This window comes from Flavobacterium psychroterrae (genome assembly GCF_018380615.1).
In the GTDB taxonomy this organism is placed as follows: Bacteria; Bacteroidota; Bacteroidia; order Flavobacteriales; family Flavobacteriaceae; genus Flavobacterium; species Flavobacterium psychroterrae.
In genome coordinates this window covers 256,104-276,866 of the sequence record NZ_JAGYVZ010000002.1, presented here as the reverse complement: position 1 = coordinate 276,866, position 20,763 = coordinate 256,104, and the positions used below count along the sequence as shown (strand labels likewise).

The 20,763-nt window shown below is 33.1% G+C and carries 10 protein-coding genes; 3 read left to right on the top strand and 7 right to left on the bottom strand.

Annotation, left to right across the window (positions count from 1 at the left end):
- Positions 1-159: 159 nt before the first annotated feature.
- Both KHA90_RS02975 and KHA90_RS02970 read left to right on the top strand, forming a co-directional pair.
- Positions 160-417, top strand: a complete 258-nt coding sequence (locus KHA90_RS02975; RefSeq protein ID WP_213295153.1) for a hypothetical protein — start codon at positions 160-162, stop codon at positions 415-417.
- A gap of 335 nt (positions 418-752) precedes the next feature.
- A complete protein-coding gene (locus KHA90_RS02970; RefSeq protein WP_213295150.1) occupies positions 753-2,774 on the top strand; it encodes a DUF3857 domain-containing protein in 2,022 nt (673 codons plus the stop codon).
- A gap of 275 nt (positions 2,775-3,049) precedes the next feature.
- Here KHA90_RS02970 and KHA90_RS02965 read toward each other — a convergent pair whose 3' ends face one another.
- The 7 genes from KHA90_RS02965 to KHA90_RS02935 all read right to left on the bottom strand — a co-directional run bounded on the left by KHA90_RS02965 (position 3,050) and on the right by KHA90_RS02935 (position 17,522).
- Complete coding sequence (locus KHA90_RS02965) at positions 3,050-5,275, bottom strand: glycoside hydrolase family 3 N-terminal domain-containing protein (protein WP_213295146.1); 2,226 nt, start codon at positions 5,273-5,275, stop codon at positions 3,050-3,052.
- Positions 5,276-5,482: 207 nt separating this feature from the next.
- Entirely contained in the window at positions 5,483-7,240 is a 1,758-nt protein-coding gene (locus KHA90_RS02960; protein WP_213295142.1) for a cellulase family glycosylhydrolase, read from the bottom strand.
- Positions 7,241-7,322: 82 nt separating this feature from the next.
- Positions 7,323-9,590, bottom strand: coding sequence for a glycoside hydrolase family 3 N-terminal domain-containing protein (locus tag KHA90_RS02955; protein ID WP_213295139.1), 2,268 nt, complete (start codon positions 9,588-9,590; stop codon positions 7,323-7,325).
- A 34-nt stretch (positions 9,591-9,624) separates the two neighbouring features.
- A complete protein-coding gene (locus KHA90_RS02950) occupies positions 9,625-11,088 on the bottom strand; it encodes a glycoside hydrolase family 30 protein (RefSeq protein ID WP_213295135.1) in 1,464 nt (487 codons plus the stop codon).
- Positions 11,089-11,155: 67 nt separating this feature from the next.
- The gene (locus KHA90_RS02945; RefSeq protein ID WP_213295133.1) at positions 11,156-12,616 is read right to left on the bottom strand and encodes a glycoside hydrolase family 30 protein; all 1,461 of its coding nucleotides are present in this window, start codon (positions 12,614-12,616) and stop codon (positions 11,156-11,158) included.
- Positions 12,617-12,812: 196 nt separating this feature from the next.
- Positions 12,813-14,354 carry a RagB/SusD family nutrient uptake outer membrane protein gene (locus KHA90_RS02940; RefSeq protein ID WP_213295130.1) on the bottom strand — a complete coding sequence of 514 codons (1,542 nt, stop codon included), beginning with the start codon at positions 14,352-14,354 and terminating at the stop codon, positions 12,813-12,815.
- Positions 14,355-14,372: 18 nt separating this feature from the next.
- Positions 14,373-17,522, bottom strand: coding sequence for a SusC/RagA family TonB-linked outer membrane protein (locus tag KHA90_RS02935; RefSeq protein ID WP_213295128.1), 3,150 nt, complete (start codon positions 17,520-17,522; stop codon positions 14,373-14,375).
- Between the two features lie 343 nt (positions 17,523-17,865).
- Between KHA90_RS02935 and KHA90_RS02930 the strand changes: the two genes are divergently transcribed.
- A complete protein-coding gene (locus KHA90_RS02930) occupies positions 17,866-20,745 on the top strand; it encodes a helix-turn-helix and ligand-binding sensor domain-containing protein (protein ID WP_213295125.1) in 2,880 nt (959 codons plus the stop codon).
- Positions 20,746-20,763 lie beyond the last annotated feature (18 nt).

The following is a 20,763-nucleotide window of genomic DNA, read 5'->3' as shown; positions in this document are numbered from 1 at the left end:
AAAAATCGAATCAAAAAAATAATTACATTGCGTCATAATAACACAATTAAAAAGTAATCTGTTATTTTTTTATTATATATAAAGAATACTATTACAGAATAACTGGTATTTGTAGTTTATTTAATTCAATTGAAAAAGTAGAATGTTAATGCAGGAGATATGATTACCAATCCGTTAAAAAATATAAATGAAAAAATTAGAACCAAAATCTGGACTTCATTCGGTTTTGTTTCTAAGACTTATTTATTAGAAGCATCTTTAAAATATAGTGAAGAACAGGAACGAATTTTCAACGAGATGATCGTTGAAACCGAAGCAAAAGATAAAAAGGCAAAACGTGAAGCTTTTGATAAAGCATTATTTGCTTCTTATAAAGGAATTGGCGCTATGGATTTTATTCATACTGTTTTGAAGTAAATCTAAAACCTTTAAAAATCAAATTATTGGCTTTTATTATACATTGCCAATTTCAAAATTCATTCAACCTTGCTAAACAGCAAGGTTTTTTTGTTTTATATAGTTCTGTTTCGTCGCTTAAATATTGTTTAAATTTTTAAGTCTCATTGCAACTTAACCGAATATTTTTTGAAATTACCTTTGCCAATGTCAATAAAATAACGCAATTTTATTCTTAATTTAGATTACTTTAATTTTAACTATAGCAAAGCATCCTCAAAATTTACGTTTTCAAAAATGCGCTAAAGTAAGATTATACCTGAACTAATAATTTGAAATAACATTAAAAAACAACGATGGAAAATCTTATTCAATCAGAGAATTACAAAATTCAAAAGCCTGCAGAATGGGCTACCAATACTAATGACAATCAACTTATTGAATATATTAAAGAATCAGATTTTGCAAGTAAACAAATCGACGAAGGAAGAGATTACTGCTATTTTTTAGATAAAATTTATTACACAAGTGATGAGGAAAATAGTGAATATGCCTGTGTTGCTTATACTTTGAACGAACCATCTAATCTGGAAAATGCATCTGTAATGGATGTTGTGGTTGAAGAAAATGAAACTTATATCATACACAGAATAAGCGTTTTAAGAGAAGGAGTTCTTGTTGATAAAATTCCTGATACTAAAATTAAAGTGCTTGACAGCGAAAACCAAAGCGATGGCGGCGTTTTGAGCAGCAATAAAAAAATCAATATTACTATAAAGGATTTGCGCCTTTATGATGTTTTAATAATGGAAGATTCACGTGTAAAAGTTTTTACAGAACGTGATTTTTTACGTAAGGAATTTTCGAAGTTTGTTTGGGTGAGTCCAAGCACTTACTGGGCTTACGGAAGTTATAATTATACTTTTATCAATGATCGTAAAAATACTATTGCCTACAAAAAAACTTTTTTTAGAGATGAAGATGGAAATGTATTGGCACCGGAAATCAATTATTTAGAAAAAGGTCAAAGATTTACTATCCAAAAAGAAAACTATATCAACTTTGTAGATACAAATAGAGAAATTGCTCCTTTTATCGATTTTGCGACTGATAGTAATTGGATTGACTTATCTAATTACATTTCTCCTTTATATGAAGATGTGTATGCCAAATCATCTTTACAGGAATTTGCTCCTAATCTGGTTGAAAAACTGGATGCAATTACCAATAAAGATGAGCAATTGAAATTTGCAATTGATTATGTGCAAAATCATGTTTACTATGTTTTTAATGCTGATGAAATGAACGGTCATAAACCGCAGGAACCAGCTATAACGTATCAGAATAAACAAGGTGATTGTAAAGCGAAATGTGTTTTACTGAAAGTGATTTTAGATTATATCAAAGTTGATTCGGCTGTGGTTTTGGTGAATTTTAATACTGATCATTATCTGAAATATTATTTGCCTTCATTGTTGACTTTCAACCATGTAATTGTAAAAATTGATTATAAAGGTGAAACTTATTTTATTGACGCAACAAGTCGTGATGAATTTGGATTGATTGAAAATCGTGGATTTATTTATTTCATGCATTATTTAGAGGTGAAACCAAATCAGGATTTACAAATAAAAAAATCGCATAAATTTCCTTATTACGGTATTAACGAAAAAGCCGAATTTAATATTGAAAATAATATTGGAAAACTTTCACTAACGACAACTTACAAAGGAAATCGTGCCAATTATATGCGTAAGTATTTTAAAAACACGAACAAAAGAGAAATCATTGACAGCTGGAATAATTTCTTTTTTTACACGCTGAATTACAACAATGACAGAAACGGGACTGATGTGAGAAACATCTTCAAAGAGGCAACAATTGAAACTGTAAGCGATGATAAACAATTGAACGAATACACAATTCAATATAAGTCAAATGTTGAAAATCCGTATTTTACAGATGCCCAAAAGAATCGCTTTGTAATGTATTTTGATCGAAATGTAATTAAGAATAATGCACGCGATTTTTTGCATACTGATATTTCTTTCTGGCATAATTTTGATAACGAAAAATATGAAATCAATCTTTACACAGATCAAAGAATTGATGTAGAAGAAAAATATACGGTTCAGGAAAGCACGATTAAAAACCCGTATTTTGATTATACCAGCCGTAAAAAAGTAACTAAAAATGGTGCAACAATCAATATTGATTATTCGCCATTAGTAAATTTAGAAATTCCACCAGCAGATTTTGAAGAATTCAGAAATGCGCATCATGAGGTTGCAGATAGTAATTTCGGACTTGGAATTGATATTATAGAACAGGGATTTATGAATTTGATGAAATTTAATTTCAAAAAAATGGTAAAGTAATTATAACAAAAAACGGGGCTAAAATTTAGCCCCGTTTTTTTAAACTGTTTTTCGATTATTTTCTAACACATAGAAACGTAGATTTATATTCTTTATAAAAGGCGTTTCACTTAGTTATAATACTCATAGCGGTATGTGAAAGAAATGTATTTCTTTTTGTATTACTGTTTACAACAATATTATCTATGTTTTTATGTGTTAGATATTTTTCACGCAGATTGAGCAAATTGAGCAGATTTTTTTAAATCTATTAATCCTTTATTTGTGGTTTTGATTTAAAGCAATTCAAAATCAGATTTCAATTTAATATCTGCTGATGAAGTGCCAATCATTACTTCAAAATCTCCTGCTTCTGCAATAAATTCTAATTTATCGTTGTAAAATGAAAGTTTCTGTTTGTCAATTGTAAATTCAATTGTTTTAGATTCTCCGGCATTTAATTTTACTTTTTGAAAATCTCTTAATTCTAAAATTGGTCTTACCACAGATCCAAATTTATCTTTCAAATACAATTGCACGACTTCTTCTCCGGCTACTTTTCCAACATTTGATAATTGAAAAGAAACTTTTATTGTTTCATTATCCTTCATTTTAACCGAAGATAATTTCAAACCTGAATAATCAAATTTAGTATAGCTCAAACCATATCCGAAAGAGAATTTAGGGGAATTTTTCAAGTCGATATAAGAAGAAACATATCCTGTTGAATTTTCATTTGGAGCTGGTCTTCCTGTGCTAAAATGATTGTAATAAATGGGCACCTGCCCCACTTCTCTCGGGAAAGTCATTGGCAATTTTCCTGACGGATTATAATCTCCAAATAATACATTCGCGATTGCATTTCCGGCTTCTGTACCTAACCACCAGGTATATACAATTGCAGGAACATTATCTGCTGTCCAGTTAAAAATTAAAGGACGTCCGGCATTTACTAAAACTACAACCGGTTTTCCTGTTGCCTGAATCGCTTTTACTAAATCTTCCTGAACTCCCGGTAAACCAAGATTGCTTCGGCTTTTTGCTTCACCACTCATGTCGCGTCTTTCACCAATACTTAAAATAACAACATCGGCTTGTTTGGCGGTTGCTACGGCTTCGGCAAAACCATCTTTGTTGTCTCCATCCACTTCACAACCTTTGGCGTAAAGCAATTTTGTGTTTTTACCTACTTTATTTTGTAAACCATCCCATTGCGAAATTACCCATTTATCATAATCAACATCTGGTAATTCTACAGACCAAAATCCCATATTGGCTTTGTATTCTTTTACCATTGGTCCAATGAATGCAATAGTTTTCAGGTTTTTAGAAAGTGGTAATGTTTGGTTTTCATTTTTTAATAAAACGATACTTTTTTGGGCTACTTCAAGAGCTGCTTTTCTGTTTTCAGGATTGTTCAAGGCTTGTTCAGCTCTTTTTTCATCTGAATATTTATAAGGATCATCAAATAATCCTAATTCATATTTTTTACGAAGAATTCTTTTTACTGCGTCATCAATCAAATCGACAGGTACTTTTCCTTCTTTCACTAATTCGGCTAAATGATATCGGTAAGCATTACTTTCCATATCCATATCGCTTCCGGCTGTAATTGCAGAAAGTGCAGCAGCTTTTAAATCTTTAGAATAACCATGTGCTACCATTTCTCCTATTGAACCCCAATGTGAAACTACAAATCCCTGAAAGTTCCATTTTCCTTTTAAGATATCACGTTGTAAATGTGCATTTCCGGTTGCAGGAATTCCGTTTAAATCATTAAATGAATTCATAAAAGTAGCTGCTCCGGCATCAAGAGCCGCTTTGAAGGGTGGCAAATAAGTTTCCCACAACATTCTTTCACTCATATCAACAGAGTTATAATCTCTTCCGGCAACAGCTGCTCCATAGGCCGCAAAGTGTTTTACACAAGCCATAACGGAGTTCAAATCGCCCAGTTTATTTCCCTGAAAACCTTTGACTCTGGCATAAGCAATTTTAGATCCCAGATACGTATCTTCTCCGGCACCTTCCATCACTCTTCCCCAGCGCGGATCACGACTAATATCAACCATTGGTGCAAATGTCCAGTGAATTCCGCTTGCAGAAGCTTCTGTCGCTGCAACTCTCGCAGCCAATTCTATTGCTGCTAAATCCCAACTCGCAGCTTCGGCTAACGGAATTGGAAATGTGGTTTTGTAACCGTGTATAACGTCCTGACCAAATAACAACGGAATTTTCAATCGAGATTGCATCGCTAATTCCTGATATTGTCTGGTATATTTTGTACCGATGATATTAAGCATCGAACCTACTAAACCTGCTTTTATTTCGGCTTGCTTGTTTGGGTTTATCGTGATTGGTCCGGTCGCAGAATTATCTCCTGTATATTGATTGAGCTGACCAATTTTTTCCTCGATGGTCATTTTTTTCAATAGAGTATTTACTTTCTGGTCTATTGTTTCTTGTTGGGCGATCGCAAAAAAGGACACCATCAACAAGGTAAATGTGGTTATTTTTTTCATGCTTATTTACTTAATTTAAAACTGGATATTTCTTTAACATATTACATTTATCTTCTTCCTGATAAATTTTTCAATTCTGTAAAGCTACCACTTCATTAGCCTTAACTCAAAAAATTAACTCAAAAACAATGTTAATATATACGCTGTTATATGCAATATTAAGTTCATCATAATTATTAATTTTACAACTATTCTGTTAAAACGAAACTATTTTTTTGAACTTTCTTTTTTACTTTCCGAAAAATCTAAAAAGTTCAAATTGAATCCTCCTTTTTCAAAAACAACTTTAACTTTATTTGTCCCTGAATTTAATGCTACGCCAGATAAAATAATGGTTTTCCATTTGTCATTTGCGCCCGTTACAGGAAGTGTCATGGTTTCAGATTTCTTTCCGTTTTCTGTTTCTAGATGAATTTTTCCTTCAAGAGTTTCACTTGAATACCGAATTGCTACTTTGTATGTTTTTTGTTTTGCAACTTCGGTGGTAAATTGCAACCATTCGCCATCTTCAATAAATGAAACCTGGAATCCGTTTGATCCGGCATCTTTACATGGTAAAATATCAACGCCATCATTTCGCATAGTATTTCCTTTATTCCACTCGTCAAATTTTCCGGTTTCGACTCTGTAGTTTATAAAATCTTTATCGAGATATGCAACTCCATTTGTTCCTAAATCATATTGTGTTGCCGCAATTTTTCCGGGAATCAAATGTTTTTTATAAGGTTTTGTATCGCTGGTTTGTACTTGTCTGAACATTGCATCGATTACATCCGGCTTAACGGTTAAGTTTTGCATTTTGTAATTCTCTGCCATTTTCATTAATGTTTTTTTCGCAAAATCAGCCGATGGTTTTTGTCCGCCATCTTTCCAATATTTTAATAAAACATCATATTCCGGAATTTTGGTTACTGAAGTTACTCCTGCAATATTTTCAATTTTTTTCATTGGCCAGAAAGCCCAGCCTATATTGTTACTTTCAACTAATGTCAGCGCATCTTTGAACCAGACATTCGAGTTTTCTCCACTTTCTCCCAACCAAATCGGTACATTGTATTTTGTTCTGTAATCCAGCATTTTCTGGACCGATTCTTTGGTATTATAGTTCCAGTATTTATGAAAACTCAAAGCCATATTTTCATCCCATAAAGGGAAAATTCCGTTGTAATTATTTCCCCAGCAATTGCCTTCAATAAAAATTAAATGGTTGGTATCGACTTCGCGAATTGCTTTTGTAACTTTTACCATTAAATCCCTTAAAGGTGCGTTTGAGTTTTCGTCGCAGCCATTTTTATTGGTTCCGGTAAAATTCCAGTTGGGTTCGTTGATAATGTCATAAGCACCAATCCACGGATTATCTCTGTAACGGGAAGCGAGTTTTTGCCATAATGCAGTCATCTTTTTCTGATTGGCTTCACTTTCCCAAAGCGATGGTTTTGTGTTGTCGTAATCAGAAATTGCAGCATCATTTCCTTGTCCGCCCGGAGCAGCGTGCAAATCAAGAATAAGGTACATTTTGTTTTCGGCGCACCATTTTAGCAAATTATCTGTCATAGTAAAACCTTCTTCTATCCAGGTAATTTCGCCATTTTTTTCTTCCTGAATTGATGGCGTATACAGGTTATAATGCATGGGCAAACGAATGGAATTAAATCCCCAAGCGGCTAATGAATCAACATCGCGCTTTGTGATTCCGTTTGCTTTATAAGCTGCATAAAATTCTTTTGTTCCTTGTTCTCCAATTACTTCTTCTATTTTTTGTCTGATGACATATTGCGGACTTGCAAAGGGTTGTGTCTGTAACATATATCCTTCCTGCACCATCCAGCCACCAACGCCTAATCCTCTTAATATTACGTTTTTTCCGTTGCCGTCAACAATGTTTTGTCCGTCCCTGTGCAGAAACCCTTGTGCAGAAGCAGCTATTGAAAGCAACAATTGGAATATAATTACTAATTTTTTCATGCTGTTTTTTCTAAACTTAATCAACTTTACTAAACTGAAAATTCCTGCAAGGTTTTCAAAACCTTCCAGGAATGAGTACTGTTTATCTTAATAGAAAATCTTTCTTTTGATTTGCTATCTGAATTGTGAATGTTCCTTTTTCAGCAATCCATTTTAGATCTTCGTTTACAAATTGAAGGTCTTTTTGGTTTAAAGTAAATTTTATTGTTTTGGTTTCGTTTGGCTCTAAACTGATTTTTTCGAATCTTTTTAAAGATTTAAATTCCGGTGTTATTGAAGCAAAATTGTCTGACAGATATAACAAAACAGATTCTTTTCCGGCTCTTTTTCCTGAATTTGTAACATCTACAGAAACGTTTATTTCATCTGTATTGTTGATTTCTGTTTTATCAATTTTTAGATTTGAATAAGAAAAAGTGGTATATGATAATCCGGTTCCGAACTCAAATTGCGGTAAATAACTTTTCTCGTAAGTTGCATCGTTATTTTGTTCTCCTTCAGAAATACTTTCGGTATATTTTCTATTGTATTTTTCTAATGAATTTGGATATCTTGGATAATTATAAGGCAATCTTCCGCTTGGGTTTACATCTCCATACAAAATATCTACTAATGCTCTTCCGCCTTCATTTCCTGGCAAATAGCATTGTACAACAGCGCTCATTTTATCTTCAAAATCGCTAATTAATCTTGGTCTTCCTTCATTTAAAACCAGGATAATAGGTTTATTTAATTTTGATAAGGCCAAAGCTAATTTTATTTGAGACGGACTCATGTAAAGATTGCTGATGTCACCCGGAGTTTCGGTATAATTTTTCTCTCCTAAACACAAAACAATTTTTGAGGCATCTTTTGCCAGATCAACTGCTTTCTGAATTTCGACATCATTTTCTTTTTCTAAATCGGCTCCGGCAGTATACAATACATTTTCTTTGCCTAATTTATTTTGAAAAGCTTCAAGAATTGTCGATTTATCTGCGGCATAAGTATCTGAGTTTTCTCCTTGCCAGTTATAAGACCAGCCTCCGTTTAGGTATTTCATGCTATTTGCAGTTGCGCCTGTAACCAGAATTTTTTCAGTTTTGTTTAATGGTAAAACAGCTTCTTTATTTTTTAATAAAGTGATCGATTCAGCCGCTGTATTATAAGCTTCCTGAATGTGTTCTGCAGAACCAAATTTTGGATAATCTTTTAAATCTGCTACTGTATTCTGGAATAAATTCAACTCAAATTTCATTCTCAAAATTCTCGTTACCGCATCATCAATTCTGGACATTGGTACTTCGCCACTTTGAACTAAATTTACTAAATCAGTATAAAAAGAAAATTCTTCGGGAACCATACTCATGTCAATTCCAGCCATAACTGCAATACGAACGGCATCTCTTTTTGTTTCCGCTACTTTATGTCTCGTATTTAAATAGATAATATCTTTCCAGTCTGTTACTACAACTCCCTTAAAACCCAATTCTTTTTTAAGGATATCAGTAATTAAGTGTTTGCTTGCGTGTACGGGAGTTCCGTTTATTTCACCAGAACTTATCATTACGCTTTTTGCTCCGGCTTTTATTGCTGCCTGATAAATGGTAAGGTCATATTGTCGTAATAATCTTTCCGGAATTATGCTTGGTGTTCTGTCTTTTCCTGTAGTTGTGCTGCCATAACCTATATAATGTTTCATACATGAGGCAACGCTGTATTTTGAGCCTACGTTATTATTTCCTTCAAAACCGTTTACTAAAGCAACTGCCATTTGTGATGATAAATAGGCATCTTCTCCAAATGATTCCCACATTCTTGACCACGCAGGGTTTCTTGGAAAATCTAAATCCGGTGAGAAAACCCACGGAATTGAAGATGCTCTGGTTTCATAAGCTGAAATCTCGGCTCCGCGTTTTACTAAATTAGTATTGAAAGTTGCGGCTAACCCTATTTGCTGTGGAAACAATGTTGCGCCGGCGGTATAACTTGCACCATGAATGGCATCTATGCCGTATAAAACCGGAATTTTAAGTCTGGATTTATTGGCTTCGTTAGAAATTGCTGTTAATGTTTCCTGCCATCTTTTTAAGGTTGGAGCGCCGGGATTTGGTACATTTAAAATAGAACCTATATGATAATCCTGAATTCCTTGTTTTAGTTTTGCAGCATCAAAATAACCGGGTTTTGAAGGATCTTCAAATATGGTTACGGTAATCTGAGTCATTTGACCTACTTTTTCTTCAAGGGTCATTTTAGATAACAGTTCATAAACTTTAGCATCAATATCTGATTTCTTATTCTTTGTTTCCTGACTCGATGCTGCTCCACAAATCAGGAAAGCCAGCATTAGCAATTTGGTCTTTTTCATTTTTAACTTTAATTTAAATTTCATAATTCAAACTCTAATATTCCAGAGTCTGCATGGCATGTGCCGGTATTGTTATGGTTGTTTTTTGGCTATTATTTGTAATGCTGTAAATCACTTCTTTATCTGATGAATTCATGATAATGGTTGCAATTTTTCCATCGGTATTTTTGAACGAAGTACTTAGCAACGTTTTATCGCTGAGAATTGCTTCAATTCGTTTGGCATTTGGTCTGATAAATTTTGATAAATGACCTATGTAGAAATACATTGGTGTGTAGATTAATTCGTCTTTTGAAGTGTCGGCGTGAATTGGCGCAAAGCAAAAATTGCCCACATGATTTGGACCTCCGTTTTGATCCAGCAGAATATTCCAATCTGTCCAGGCAACGGTTCCATTATTGAAATCATTAATCATATTCAATCCGTAACGTTCTGCATTTCCCCAAAACTGAAATTTAGTTGGATCAAATTTTTCGATACAACCTTCGGTAAAGATTAAGTTTTTGTCCGGAAAAGCTTTATGAACTTCTCCAACCGATTCGAATTTTGGTGTTCCGCCATTCCATGTTTCGTACCAGTGAAACCCAATTCCCCAAGCGTATTTTGAAACTTCGGGATCTGAGAAAACAAGATTGGCTCGTTTTACTAACATATCTCCGCGATTATGGTCCCAGATAATTATTTTTTTAGAACCAAGTCCTTCTTTTTCTAATGTTGGACCCAAAAAGTTTTTCAGGAAATCTCTTTCTGCTTCAGGTGTATAAATGCAGGATTCCCATCTCTGACTTGCCATTGGCTCGTTTTGAATGGTTAATCCCCAAATTGGAATTCCTTCTTTTTCATATGTTTTTATAAATTTCGCATAATAATTTGCCCACGACTGAGCGAATTCAGGCAATAAAACGCCGCCGTGCAAAATATCATTATTGTCTTTCATGAAAGCTGGGGGACTCCACGAACTAACAAATAAGGTTAATTTCCCGCCGGCTGTTTTAATTGCTTTTTTTATTAGTGGAATTCTGTATTTTTTATCGTGGTCGATATTGAAGGTTTTTAAATCTTTGTCGCCTTCCTGAATATAAGTGTAACTTTGGCTGCTAAAATCACAGCTATGAATATTGGTTCTGGCTAATGAATAACCAATTCCTTTGTTTTTATCATAATAAGCGGTCAGAAATTCTTGTTGCTTTTTTGGAGATAATTTAGCAAATACTTCTGCACTTGCATCTGTGATTGCGCCTCCAATTCCCAGAAAAGTCTGGTATGTTTTTTTGGGATCTACAGTTATAGAAACCTTTGAATTTGTTTTTTGTGTGGTTGCGATTAAATCATTGGATAATGATAATCTTAAAGTAGTGTTTTCAGCAGTTGTGTAAACGTTAATTTTTGAATTTGCTTTGGATTTTGCAACACCGGATTGAGCTGCAACCTTTGATGAAGAACAACTTAATTGCAGAATTAATATTGGAATTATTAAAATTTTATGGGTTGATTTCATTGTGTTTTTAAATTCTATTAAAAAAATAAGGGCTAAATAAATAGCCCTTAACTACTAAAAAAATAAATCAATACACTAGGGTTTGAATCGCGTGTGCCGGTATTTTTACTACTGTTTTTTGAGTAGCAATTATTAAATTATAGGTGATTTCGTTATCAGTATGGTTCATGACTACTGTTGACATTTTACCATCAGTATTTAAAAACGATGTGCTTTGCAAATAACTTCGGCTCACTGCTGTACTTACACGAATTGCATTTGGACGAATGAATTTTGAAAAATGTCCGATATAATAATACGACGGAGTATAAATTAATTCCCCAGTTGTAGTATCGGCATGTATTGGAGCAAAACAAAAATTACCAACGTGATTGGGACCTCCAAATTGGTCTAAAAGTATGTTCCAGTCTGTCCAGGCAACGGTTCCGTTATTAAAATCGTTGATCATTGATGTTCCATATCTTTCGGCATTTGCCCAAAATTGATATTTAGCAGCGTCAAATCTTTCTATGCAACCTTCGGTAAACATAAGATTCTTGTCCGGATAAGCTTCATGAACTCTGGCAACATTATCAAACATTGGCTGTGCTCCTGTCCAGGTTTCGTACCAGTGAAATCCTATTCCCCAAACATATTTTGAGGCTTCAGGATCTGAGAATATTACATTCGCTCTTTGTACCATTAAATCACGATTGTGATCCCAGGCAATAATTTTTATTTTTTCTAAACCTTCTTTTTTAAGTGTTGGTCCAAGATAATTTTTCAGAAAATCTCTTTCGTCTTCGGCAGTATACAAACAAGATTCCCATGTTTGTGTTGCCATTGGCTCATTTTGAACAGAAGTTCCCCAAATTGGAATTCCTTCTTTTTCATACGCTTTAATAAATTTAGCATAGAAATTTGCCCAGGGCTGATAAAATTCCGGTAATAGTGTTCCGCCTTTTAAAACGCTTTTATTGCTTTTCATAAAAGCATTTGGCGACCACGGAGTTGCATAAGTAACTAATTTCCCTCCGGCTGTTTTTATCGCTTGTTTTATTAACGGAATACGATATTGTCTATCATGTTCAATCGAGAACGTTTTTAAATTCTTATCACCTTCTTGTATATACGAATAACTTGCACTGCTAAAATCTGAACTTTGAATGGTTGTTCTTAGTAATGTATAGCCAATTCCTTTTTGAGTATCGTAGTAAGCATTTAAAAATTCGGCTTGTTTTTCTTTTGATAGTTTAGCAAAAATTTCAGCACTTGCATCTGTAACTGCGCCACCGATTCCCATAAAGGTCTGGAATTTTTTTGATGGCTCTACAAAAACCGATATTTCGGTTTCAACGGGTTGTTTTGATGCTGTAAAAGATAGATTATCTGTAGGGGTTAACCTTAATTTTGTATTGTCAGCAGTGGTATAAACTGTGATCTTTTTGTTATTTGTGGTAAATGCCTGTTGCTGTTTTTGATTTTTTTGCTGTGAAACAACAGCTAAAGAAAAACATAAACAAGTAATAATAAAGCCGTTTTTTTTCATTGTATGTGTTTTAATAATTAAAACTATTTTGCAACTCCACTCAAAATAATTGATTTAAAAATAGCCCATAATCATATTGAACATGGGCTATTTGACAACCAAACTTAACTTAAACTTACTTTAATATTCATTTGTTTAAAAGACTAAGATTTTGATCTCAGTCTTTATAAACAAATGCTAATTTTATTTTTACAGATTAATTATAACCTGGATTTTGAACGATTTTAGTATTATTGAATTCACTGTAAGGAATTGGGAAAGCTTCGTTTTTATTAGCAACGAATCCTTTAAAAGCAAGTTTAGCAGCTGCTTCACCAGTTCTAATTAAGTCGTACCAACGGTGTCCTTCTCCTGCAAGTTCTAATCTTCTTTCAGCGTAGATAGCCGGTAAAGAAACTGCTACAGATGGCAAACCAACTCTGTTTCTTACAGCATCTAAAAGTGCCTGAGCTCTTGCTCCTGTTCCTCCTAAAGCTTCTGCTTCCATTAAATAAGTATCCGCTAAACGAATTACATAAGTATTGATTCCAAAGTTCAGGAAAGGATTTGCAGCTTTAATATCATCGTTAACCGGAGCATATTTTATAAAGTGATATCCTGTTTCGTTATAACTGTCAGTATATTTTATAAGTCCGTTTGGATCGTCATTATCAACCCCTCTTGCAGCACCTGCATCAAAAATAGTAGAAGCGTAACGAGGATCTCCTTGCAAAGCAGTGTGTAACTCCTTAGTAACTACCATGAATCCCCAGCCATTGATATAATCCGGTAAACCGGCATCAACTCCTTTTGTTTTTCTTGAATAATCTCTAATACCCATTAATTGAGCCGCTACGTTACCTTCATCATCTCCATTAACTTCAAAATTACCCCAATCAGCATTTGATTTATCTGAGTAACTAATTTCAAGAATTGACTCTGTATTAAACTCGTGTTGCTTATCCCATAATTGAGCAAAATCACCCAACAATTTATAACCAAAACTACTTGTTCCTCCAGCAGGACCGTTAACTAAAGCTAATTGTGCCGCAGCTTGAGGTTTTTTATTGTCATATAAATAGGCCTTTCCTAAAAGTGCTGTTGCAGCTCCTTTTGTCAAACGTCCTAATTCAGTAACAGGCAATGTAATGGGAAGATTTGGAATTGCTTCATTTAAATCTTTTTCAATTTGAGCATACACTTCTTCAGGTTTAGCCTGAACAACTGAAGGAATTTCATCTTTACCCAGAGGAGTTAAGATTAATGGAATATTTTTAAACATTCTAACAAGATCTAAGTAGTAATAAGCACGTAAAGCTTTTACCTCTGCCATAAATCTTGCTTTTTTAGTTTCATCCATAGGAATTCCAGGAAGTTTTACTATCATGATATTACATCTTGAAACACCTTTATAATAATTTGCCCAGATTGCAGGCGGAATATTAGTTGGCGTTACCGAATAATTCGACGCTACCTGAAGACCTGGCTGATCTCCTGCTCCTCCACCTCCTGCAAAGAAATCATCTGATGCAGAATTTAAGAATAATAACGGCGCGTTTTCCATTGCTCCGGCGTATTTACCTAATTTATCATAAGCAGCTACTAAACCAGAATAAGCTTCAGTTTCGTTTCTGTAAAAATTATCTTCAAGTACTACACCATCTCCTTTTACCTCTAACTTTTCATCGGTATCGCACGATGCAAGTGTCAATAACACTCCTAAAGCGATAAATGATTGTTTAAAACTTATAAGTTTCATAATATTTTATTTTTTTAATTAAAATTGCAAATTAACTCCTAACATGTATGATTTTGCCTGAGGATAAAAACCTCTGTCAACACCTTGCACATTGTTCAATCCAGCTGTTGTAGGGCCTCCAATTTCAGGATCAAATCCAGTATATTTTGTAATTGTGAATAAATTTTCACCTGTTACATAAAGTCTTACTTTTGATAATGAAATACTGCTTATCCAATCTTGTGGAAATGAATATCCTAACTGAATTGTTTTGAATCTGAAGAAATCACCTTTCTCTAAATTGAAATTCGATGGATTGCTAAAGTTTTTGTTTGTATCATCAGTAGTAACTCTAGGATAAGAATTAGTTGATCCCGGTCCTGTCCAACGACCTAATACTTCAGTCTGATAATTTGCATTAGTAATATCAAGTCTTCTTAAACCCTGATAAATCATATTTCCGCCTGCACCTTGTCCAAAAACTAATAAGTCAAATCCTTTATAGTCTAAGTTTAATGTCAAACCGTAAGTGAATTTAGGTAATGAAGTTCCTAAGAAATCTCTGTCGTTACCATCTATTTTTCCATCACCGTTTAGATCTTGCCAACGGAAATCTCCCGGTTTAGCATTTGGCTGAATTAATCCGCCCGCTGCATTTTTATAAGCATTTACTTCATCAACAGTTTGAAAAACTCCAGCTGTTTTAAATCCGTAGAATGAGTTATAAGCCTGACCTACCTGAGTTCTGTTGATTTCATAAGAAGTCGATTGAACTGTTTCATCTCCTGCAATAAAATTCACTCCTTTATCAATATAAGTGATTTCATTTTTGATGTAAGAGAAGTTTCCGTTTACTGAAAGGTTTAATGCTCCAATTTTTTTACGGTAACCTAATTCAATATCGATACCTTTATTTTCCATATCCGCTAAATTGGCATAAGTGTCACCACTTGCTCCAACAAATCCCGGAATTGGCACTTTCATTAAGATTCCTGATGTTTTTTTGTTGAATAAATCAATACTAAAATTGAAATCATGGAAAAGCATACTTTCAAAACCAATGTTTACTTGTTTTGTTTCTTCCCATTTCAAATCAGGATTCGCAATAGCGTTAGGGCTTTGTCCTGTTGCCGGCGTTCCTCCTATTGTATAGTTTCTTTTGTTTCCGATAGTCGAAAGATATAAGAAATCCGGAGAGGAATCATTTCCTGTTATACCGTAACCTCCTCTAATTTTCAAGTTGTTTACTACGTCATTTTCTTTCCAGAATCCTTCTTTAGACGGAACCCATCCAAGAGATACAGAAGGAAAAGTTCCGTATTTATTATTAGGACCAAATCTTGTAGAACCATCACGACGAAGAATACCTGTAAAAATGTATTTTTCTTTGTAATCGTAATTTAATCTTGTAAAGATAGATTCAACTCTGTGTTCAACTGCTAATGAATTGTAAGCATTAACAAATTTATCTGCAAGAGGGATATCTACGTTAAATGATGCTTCAGCATGAGTTGTTGCAGGAATACCTTGATAAGTAGCATCATTACCTGATGTAATATTATCTACATAAGTACCTTTACCTAATAAAATACTGAAATTATGATCACCGAATTTTTTAGTATAATTCAAAGTATTTTCCCAGTTCCAGCTAAATGATTTTTTATAAGATCTGAACAATTCATTTTTTTCTCTCTTTGTAGCTCCGTTCAAGAAGTATACAGGAGTAAAGTTATCAGAACCATAATAAGCAAGTTTTGCACCCGCAGTAGATCTAAGTTTTAAACCAGGTAAAATTTCAGCTTCGATAAAAATATTACCAACAAAATTTTCTGAAAAATCATTGTTTCCTAATCTTGTCTGAGTGTAAGCTAATGGATTTGTGTTTTCCTGCGTTACATTAGTTGAGATACCATAATAATTTCCGTTTGGATCTTTAAGCGTATTTGGATTTGCATATATTGAACCTGCTCCTGTTTTTGAAGGATCAGTTTCAATAATTGGAGTCAATGGATCTAAGTTGATTGCTGAAGCTAATGGTCCGCCAAATTCATCATTTGTGTTACCAATACCAACAGTTTTTTCATTAGAATATCCTAAAGTCTGACCAATTTTAATGTATTTACCAATTTTATGATTCGAGTTTAATCGGATATTTTTTCTTGTATAATTAGAAATATCAGTAGTAATAATACCTTCCTGATCTGTTATTCCAAAAGACATATAAAATGTAGAAACATCATTACCACCACTAAAACTTAGTTCGTGAGCAACACGCTGAGCGTGATTATTAAAAATCGCATCTTGCCAGTTGGTTCCTTTACCGTAGTTGATAGGACCGTTAGCATTTGTAGTTGGGAATTTTTCACCTGCATTTCCTCCATTCGTATAAGCTTCGTTCATTATGGTAACATATTGGGAAGCATTCAGTAAATCTAATTTTTTTGAAGCCTGAGATGTTCCAGCATATCCTGTATAGTTTACAGAAATTTTACCTGCTTTACCTTTTTTAGTGGTTACCAAGATAACCCCTGCAGCAGCACGAGAACCGTAAATTGCTCCCGAAGCACCATCTTTAAGTACCTCAATAGATTCAATATCTGATTGATTCAAATAGCCAATTCCTCCATTGTCTACTACAACTCCATCAACAACCCATAATGGATCATTATTATTTAAAGTAGTAAAACCACGAATACGTATTGTTGAAGCTGATCCTGGCTGACCCGCATTTGCAGCAATAGAAACTCCTGAAACTCTACCTTGTAAAGCTTGTTCTACTCTTGTAATAGGTAAGCTCTCTAAATCTTTTGCTTTAACACTTGATATAGCTCCTGTTACAACACTTTTCTTTTGAGTACCATATCCTACAACGACTACCTCATTTAATGATTGAGATTCAGCACGTAATTTAATGTCAAGTTTTGTTCTTCCGTTTACTGCTTCCTGTACAGTTACGTATCCTACAAAGCTTACTGATAAAGTTCCGTTGGTTGGAACTGTTATTTGAAACTTACCATCAAAGTCAGAAGCTGTCGCTTTACTTGTGCCCTTAATTAAAATTGTTGCCCCAGGGACGGGTAATCCACTTTCATCATTAATTGTTCCGTTCACCGTAACATCCTGTGCCATCGCGATAACTGAAAACAGTAGAGACGAAATACAAAAAATAAGTAATTTTGTTAATTTCATTTTTCTAAAAATTTTGGTTAATTAATTAGTAATTTGATGCAATAATAAAGTTAAATTTTTACTATTTACAATAAATTTTCATTACAAAAACACATCAAAGCATATTTTAATACTCTACAAAAACACATCAAATTATTTTTAAAATATTAATATACAATATTTTATACTAAATAATATATTGTTAGAGAAATGTTAAGTATAAAAATAAACACTACATTTATAAAATAATAACAATTCAATGATATATTCAAAAAAATTGAAGTAATCGACTAAATTGTAAATAAATAATTAAAAAATAAAAGCGTTTATAAAACATTTCTAATAAAAATACATTATAAATTTTATGAAATTCATAAATACATTTTTAATATCAATTATATTTATTTTCCTACATAATACTATTTCATCACAGGTAAAGAATATAGGATTGCCCGGAATTAAAAATTATAAAAGGGCAGACTATAGAGGAGGAACTCAAAACTGGAGCATTGATCAGGATAAAAACGGAAATATGTACTTTGCCAATAACAATGGCTTGATACAATTTGATGGTTCAAGCTGGCATAAATTTTCTCTTCCTACACAAACTGAAATTAGAAGTTTAAAGATTGATTCTTCCGGAAAAATTTTTGTTGGAGGAAATAATGAGTTTGGATATTTTCAAAATGATGAAAAAGGAAATTTGAAATACCATTCCCTTTCTGATTTAGTAGACAAAAAAGACAAGCTCAATATAAACCTGATTTGGAGGATACATATATTTAAAGGAGAAGTAATATTTCAATCGTTTACAAAGGTTTTTTTCTTAAAAAACAATAAACTTCGATTTATAAATGCTCCAACAAAATTTCAGTTTTCTTTTTTAGTAAATAATCATCTTTACTTTCAGGATAAATCTTTGGGAATTCTTGAATATAAAAACCAAAAGCTAAATCAAATAAAAGGAACAACTGTTTTCAACGATAAAGAGATTTGGTCCGTATTCCCTCTTCCTAACAATAAAATGCTATTAGCGACCTTAGAAAAGGGTTTGTTTATATCTGACGGAAAAACAGTTCAACCTTGGGAAACCGAGGCGAATGCCTTTATCAGGAAAAACACATCACTGGGAGGTTCTATAATAAAAGGGCGTTTCATTGTTTTGAATTCTGTTTTAGACGGAGTTATCATTTGCGATTTGAACGGAAAAATAATTCAGCATTTAAATCGTCAAAAAGGACTTCAGAACAATACTATATTAACGTCGTTTATTGATAATAAAAACAACATCTGGCTAGGGCTTGATAATGGAATCACGTTTATCAATGAAAATTCACCATTCTCGTATTTTGATTATAGTTATAATATAGGTACCGTTTATGCTTCGACAGTTTATAACGGGAATTTATATGTAGCTACAAATCAGGGGTTATTTTATCATTCCTGGAGCAAACCTTTCACCGATAGTCCTTTTACAAGAGTTGAAGGAACAATTTCGCAAGCCTGGAATATTCAGGTTTTAAATGGCGTGCTTATTTGTGCCAGTAATAGTGGAGCATTAGTAATTGACCAAAATAAAGTTTCTAAAAAACTGGACACAAAAGGATATTTTGGTTTTAAGAAAATCCCAAATCATGAAAATTACATTATAGGAGAAAGTTATAATGGCTTTTCGATATTTAAAAAAACAGTTTCCGGTTTTGAATATTCGCATCAGGTAGATGGATTTGATGAAACAACGAATACTTTCTCAATTGAATTAGATGAAAATTATTTATGGCTTAAAAAAGATCCTTTTTTATATCAAATGACATTATCCGAAGATTTAAGGAAGTTTCTTTATATAAAAAAACACAAAGACATTTCTTTAAAATATTCCGGAATTGGAAGTTTACAAAATATAAACGGGAAGGTTTATTTTCAAACAAAAAATCATTTTTATAGATTTTCGAAAGAACAGGGAACTTTTTTTGAAGACAAAAAAATAACAGATTTATTTAAAGGTATTCCGGTAATTAATACTTTAATCGAAGATTCAGAAGGAAGTCTTTGGTATGCTTATAATGAATCTTTAGGTGTTTTAACAAAGAATCTAAATGGGACTTTCACGAAGAAACAAGCTCCGTTTTCTAATTTATCCGGTAATCTGGTAAACAATTATATCTCTGTAAACACGATAGATCCTCAAAACGTTTTTATAGGATTAACGGATGGATTGACGCATTATGATTCGAAAATATCTCATACTTTTATAACGAAACCAAAAGTTTTTGTAGAAAGTTTTTCTTTTCCGGGTGACACCATATTAACGGGTAATATCGCTAATAATCAACAGACATTTACTGTTCCTTATAGTTCAAATCACGTAAAATTTACGTTTTCTTCTCCTACTTACGAGAATCAGGAAAACGTAACGTACTCCTATAAACTGGAACCGTTTGAAGAAAACTGGCGCAGCTGGTCGGCACTTTCGATAAAAGAATACACAAACCTGCGAGAAGGAACTTATGTGATGAAACTTAAGGCTAAAAACAGTTACGGAATTGAATCTGACATTTCTGAAATTACATTTACAGTTTCCCCGCCGTGGTACCGACATTTTTTAGCTTACTTAATTTATTTTATTTTTCTCATTACCGCAGTATATATCATTTCTAACAGAATTAAACTAAAAATTAGAAAAAACAGATATTATGAAACGATTGAACAACGAAGATTATATCTTGAAAAAGAATCAAAAATCAGACATGAACAACACGAACTTGAAAAAGAAATTGAAAAATTAAAAAGTGATAAACTTCAGATAAAAATCTTAGCAAAAGATAAAGAATTAGTAAATAACTCGTTACAGGTTGTTAAGAAAAATAAAGTTTTAAACGGAATCATTCATAAATTGAAAGATATTGACACCAATATCTTAGATGATTCTACTAAATTTGAGTTTAACAAACTGCACAAAAGCATTGTAAAAGAAGTTAATACCGATAAAAGCTGGAAAGATCTTGAAAAACACATTAAGAATGTGCATTTTGAATTCCTGAAAAGATTAAAAGAAAAATACCCAACAATTTCTCCCCGGGAACTCGATTTATCGACTTATTTATTAATGAACATGTCTACCAAAGAAATAGCCGAAATCATGAACATTTCAACCGGTGGAGTGGAACTAGCTCGTTACAGATTACGAAAAAAACTCGGTTTAAATAAAAAAGAAAACCTAATTGGTTTTTTAATGAGTATCTAAATAAAACAAAAAATCCAT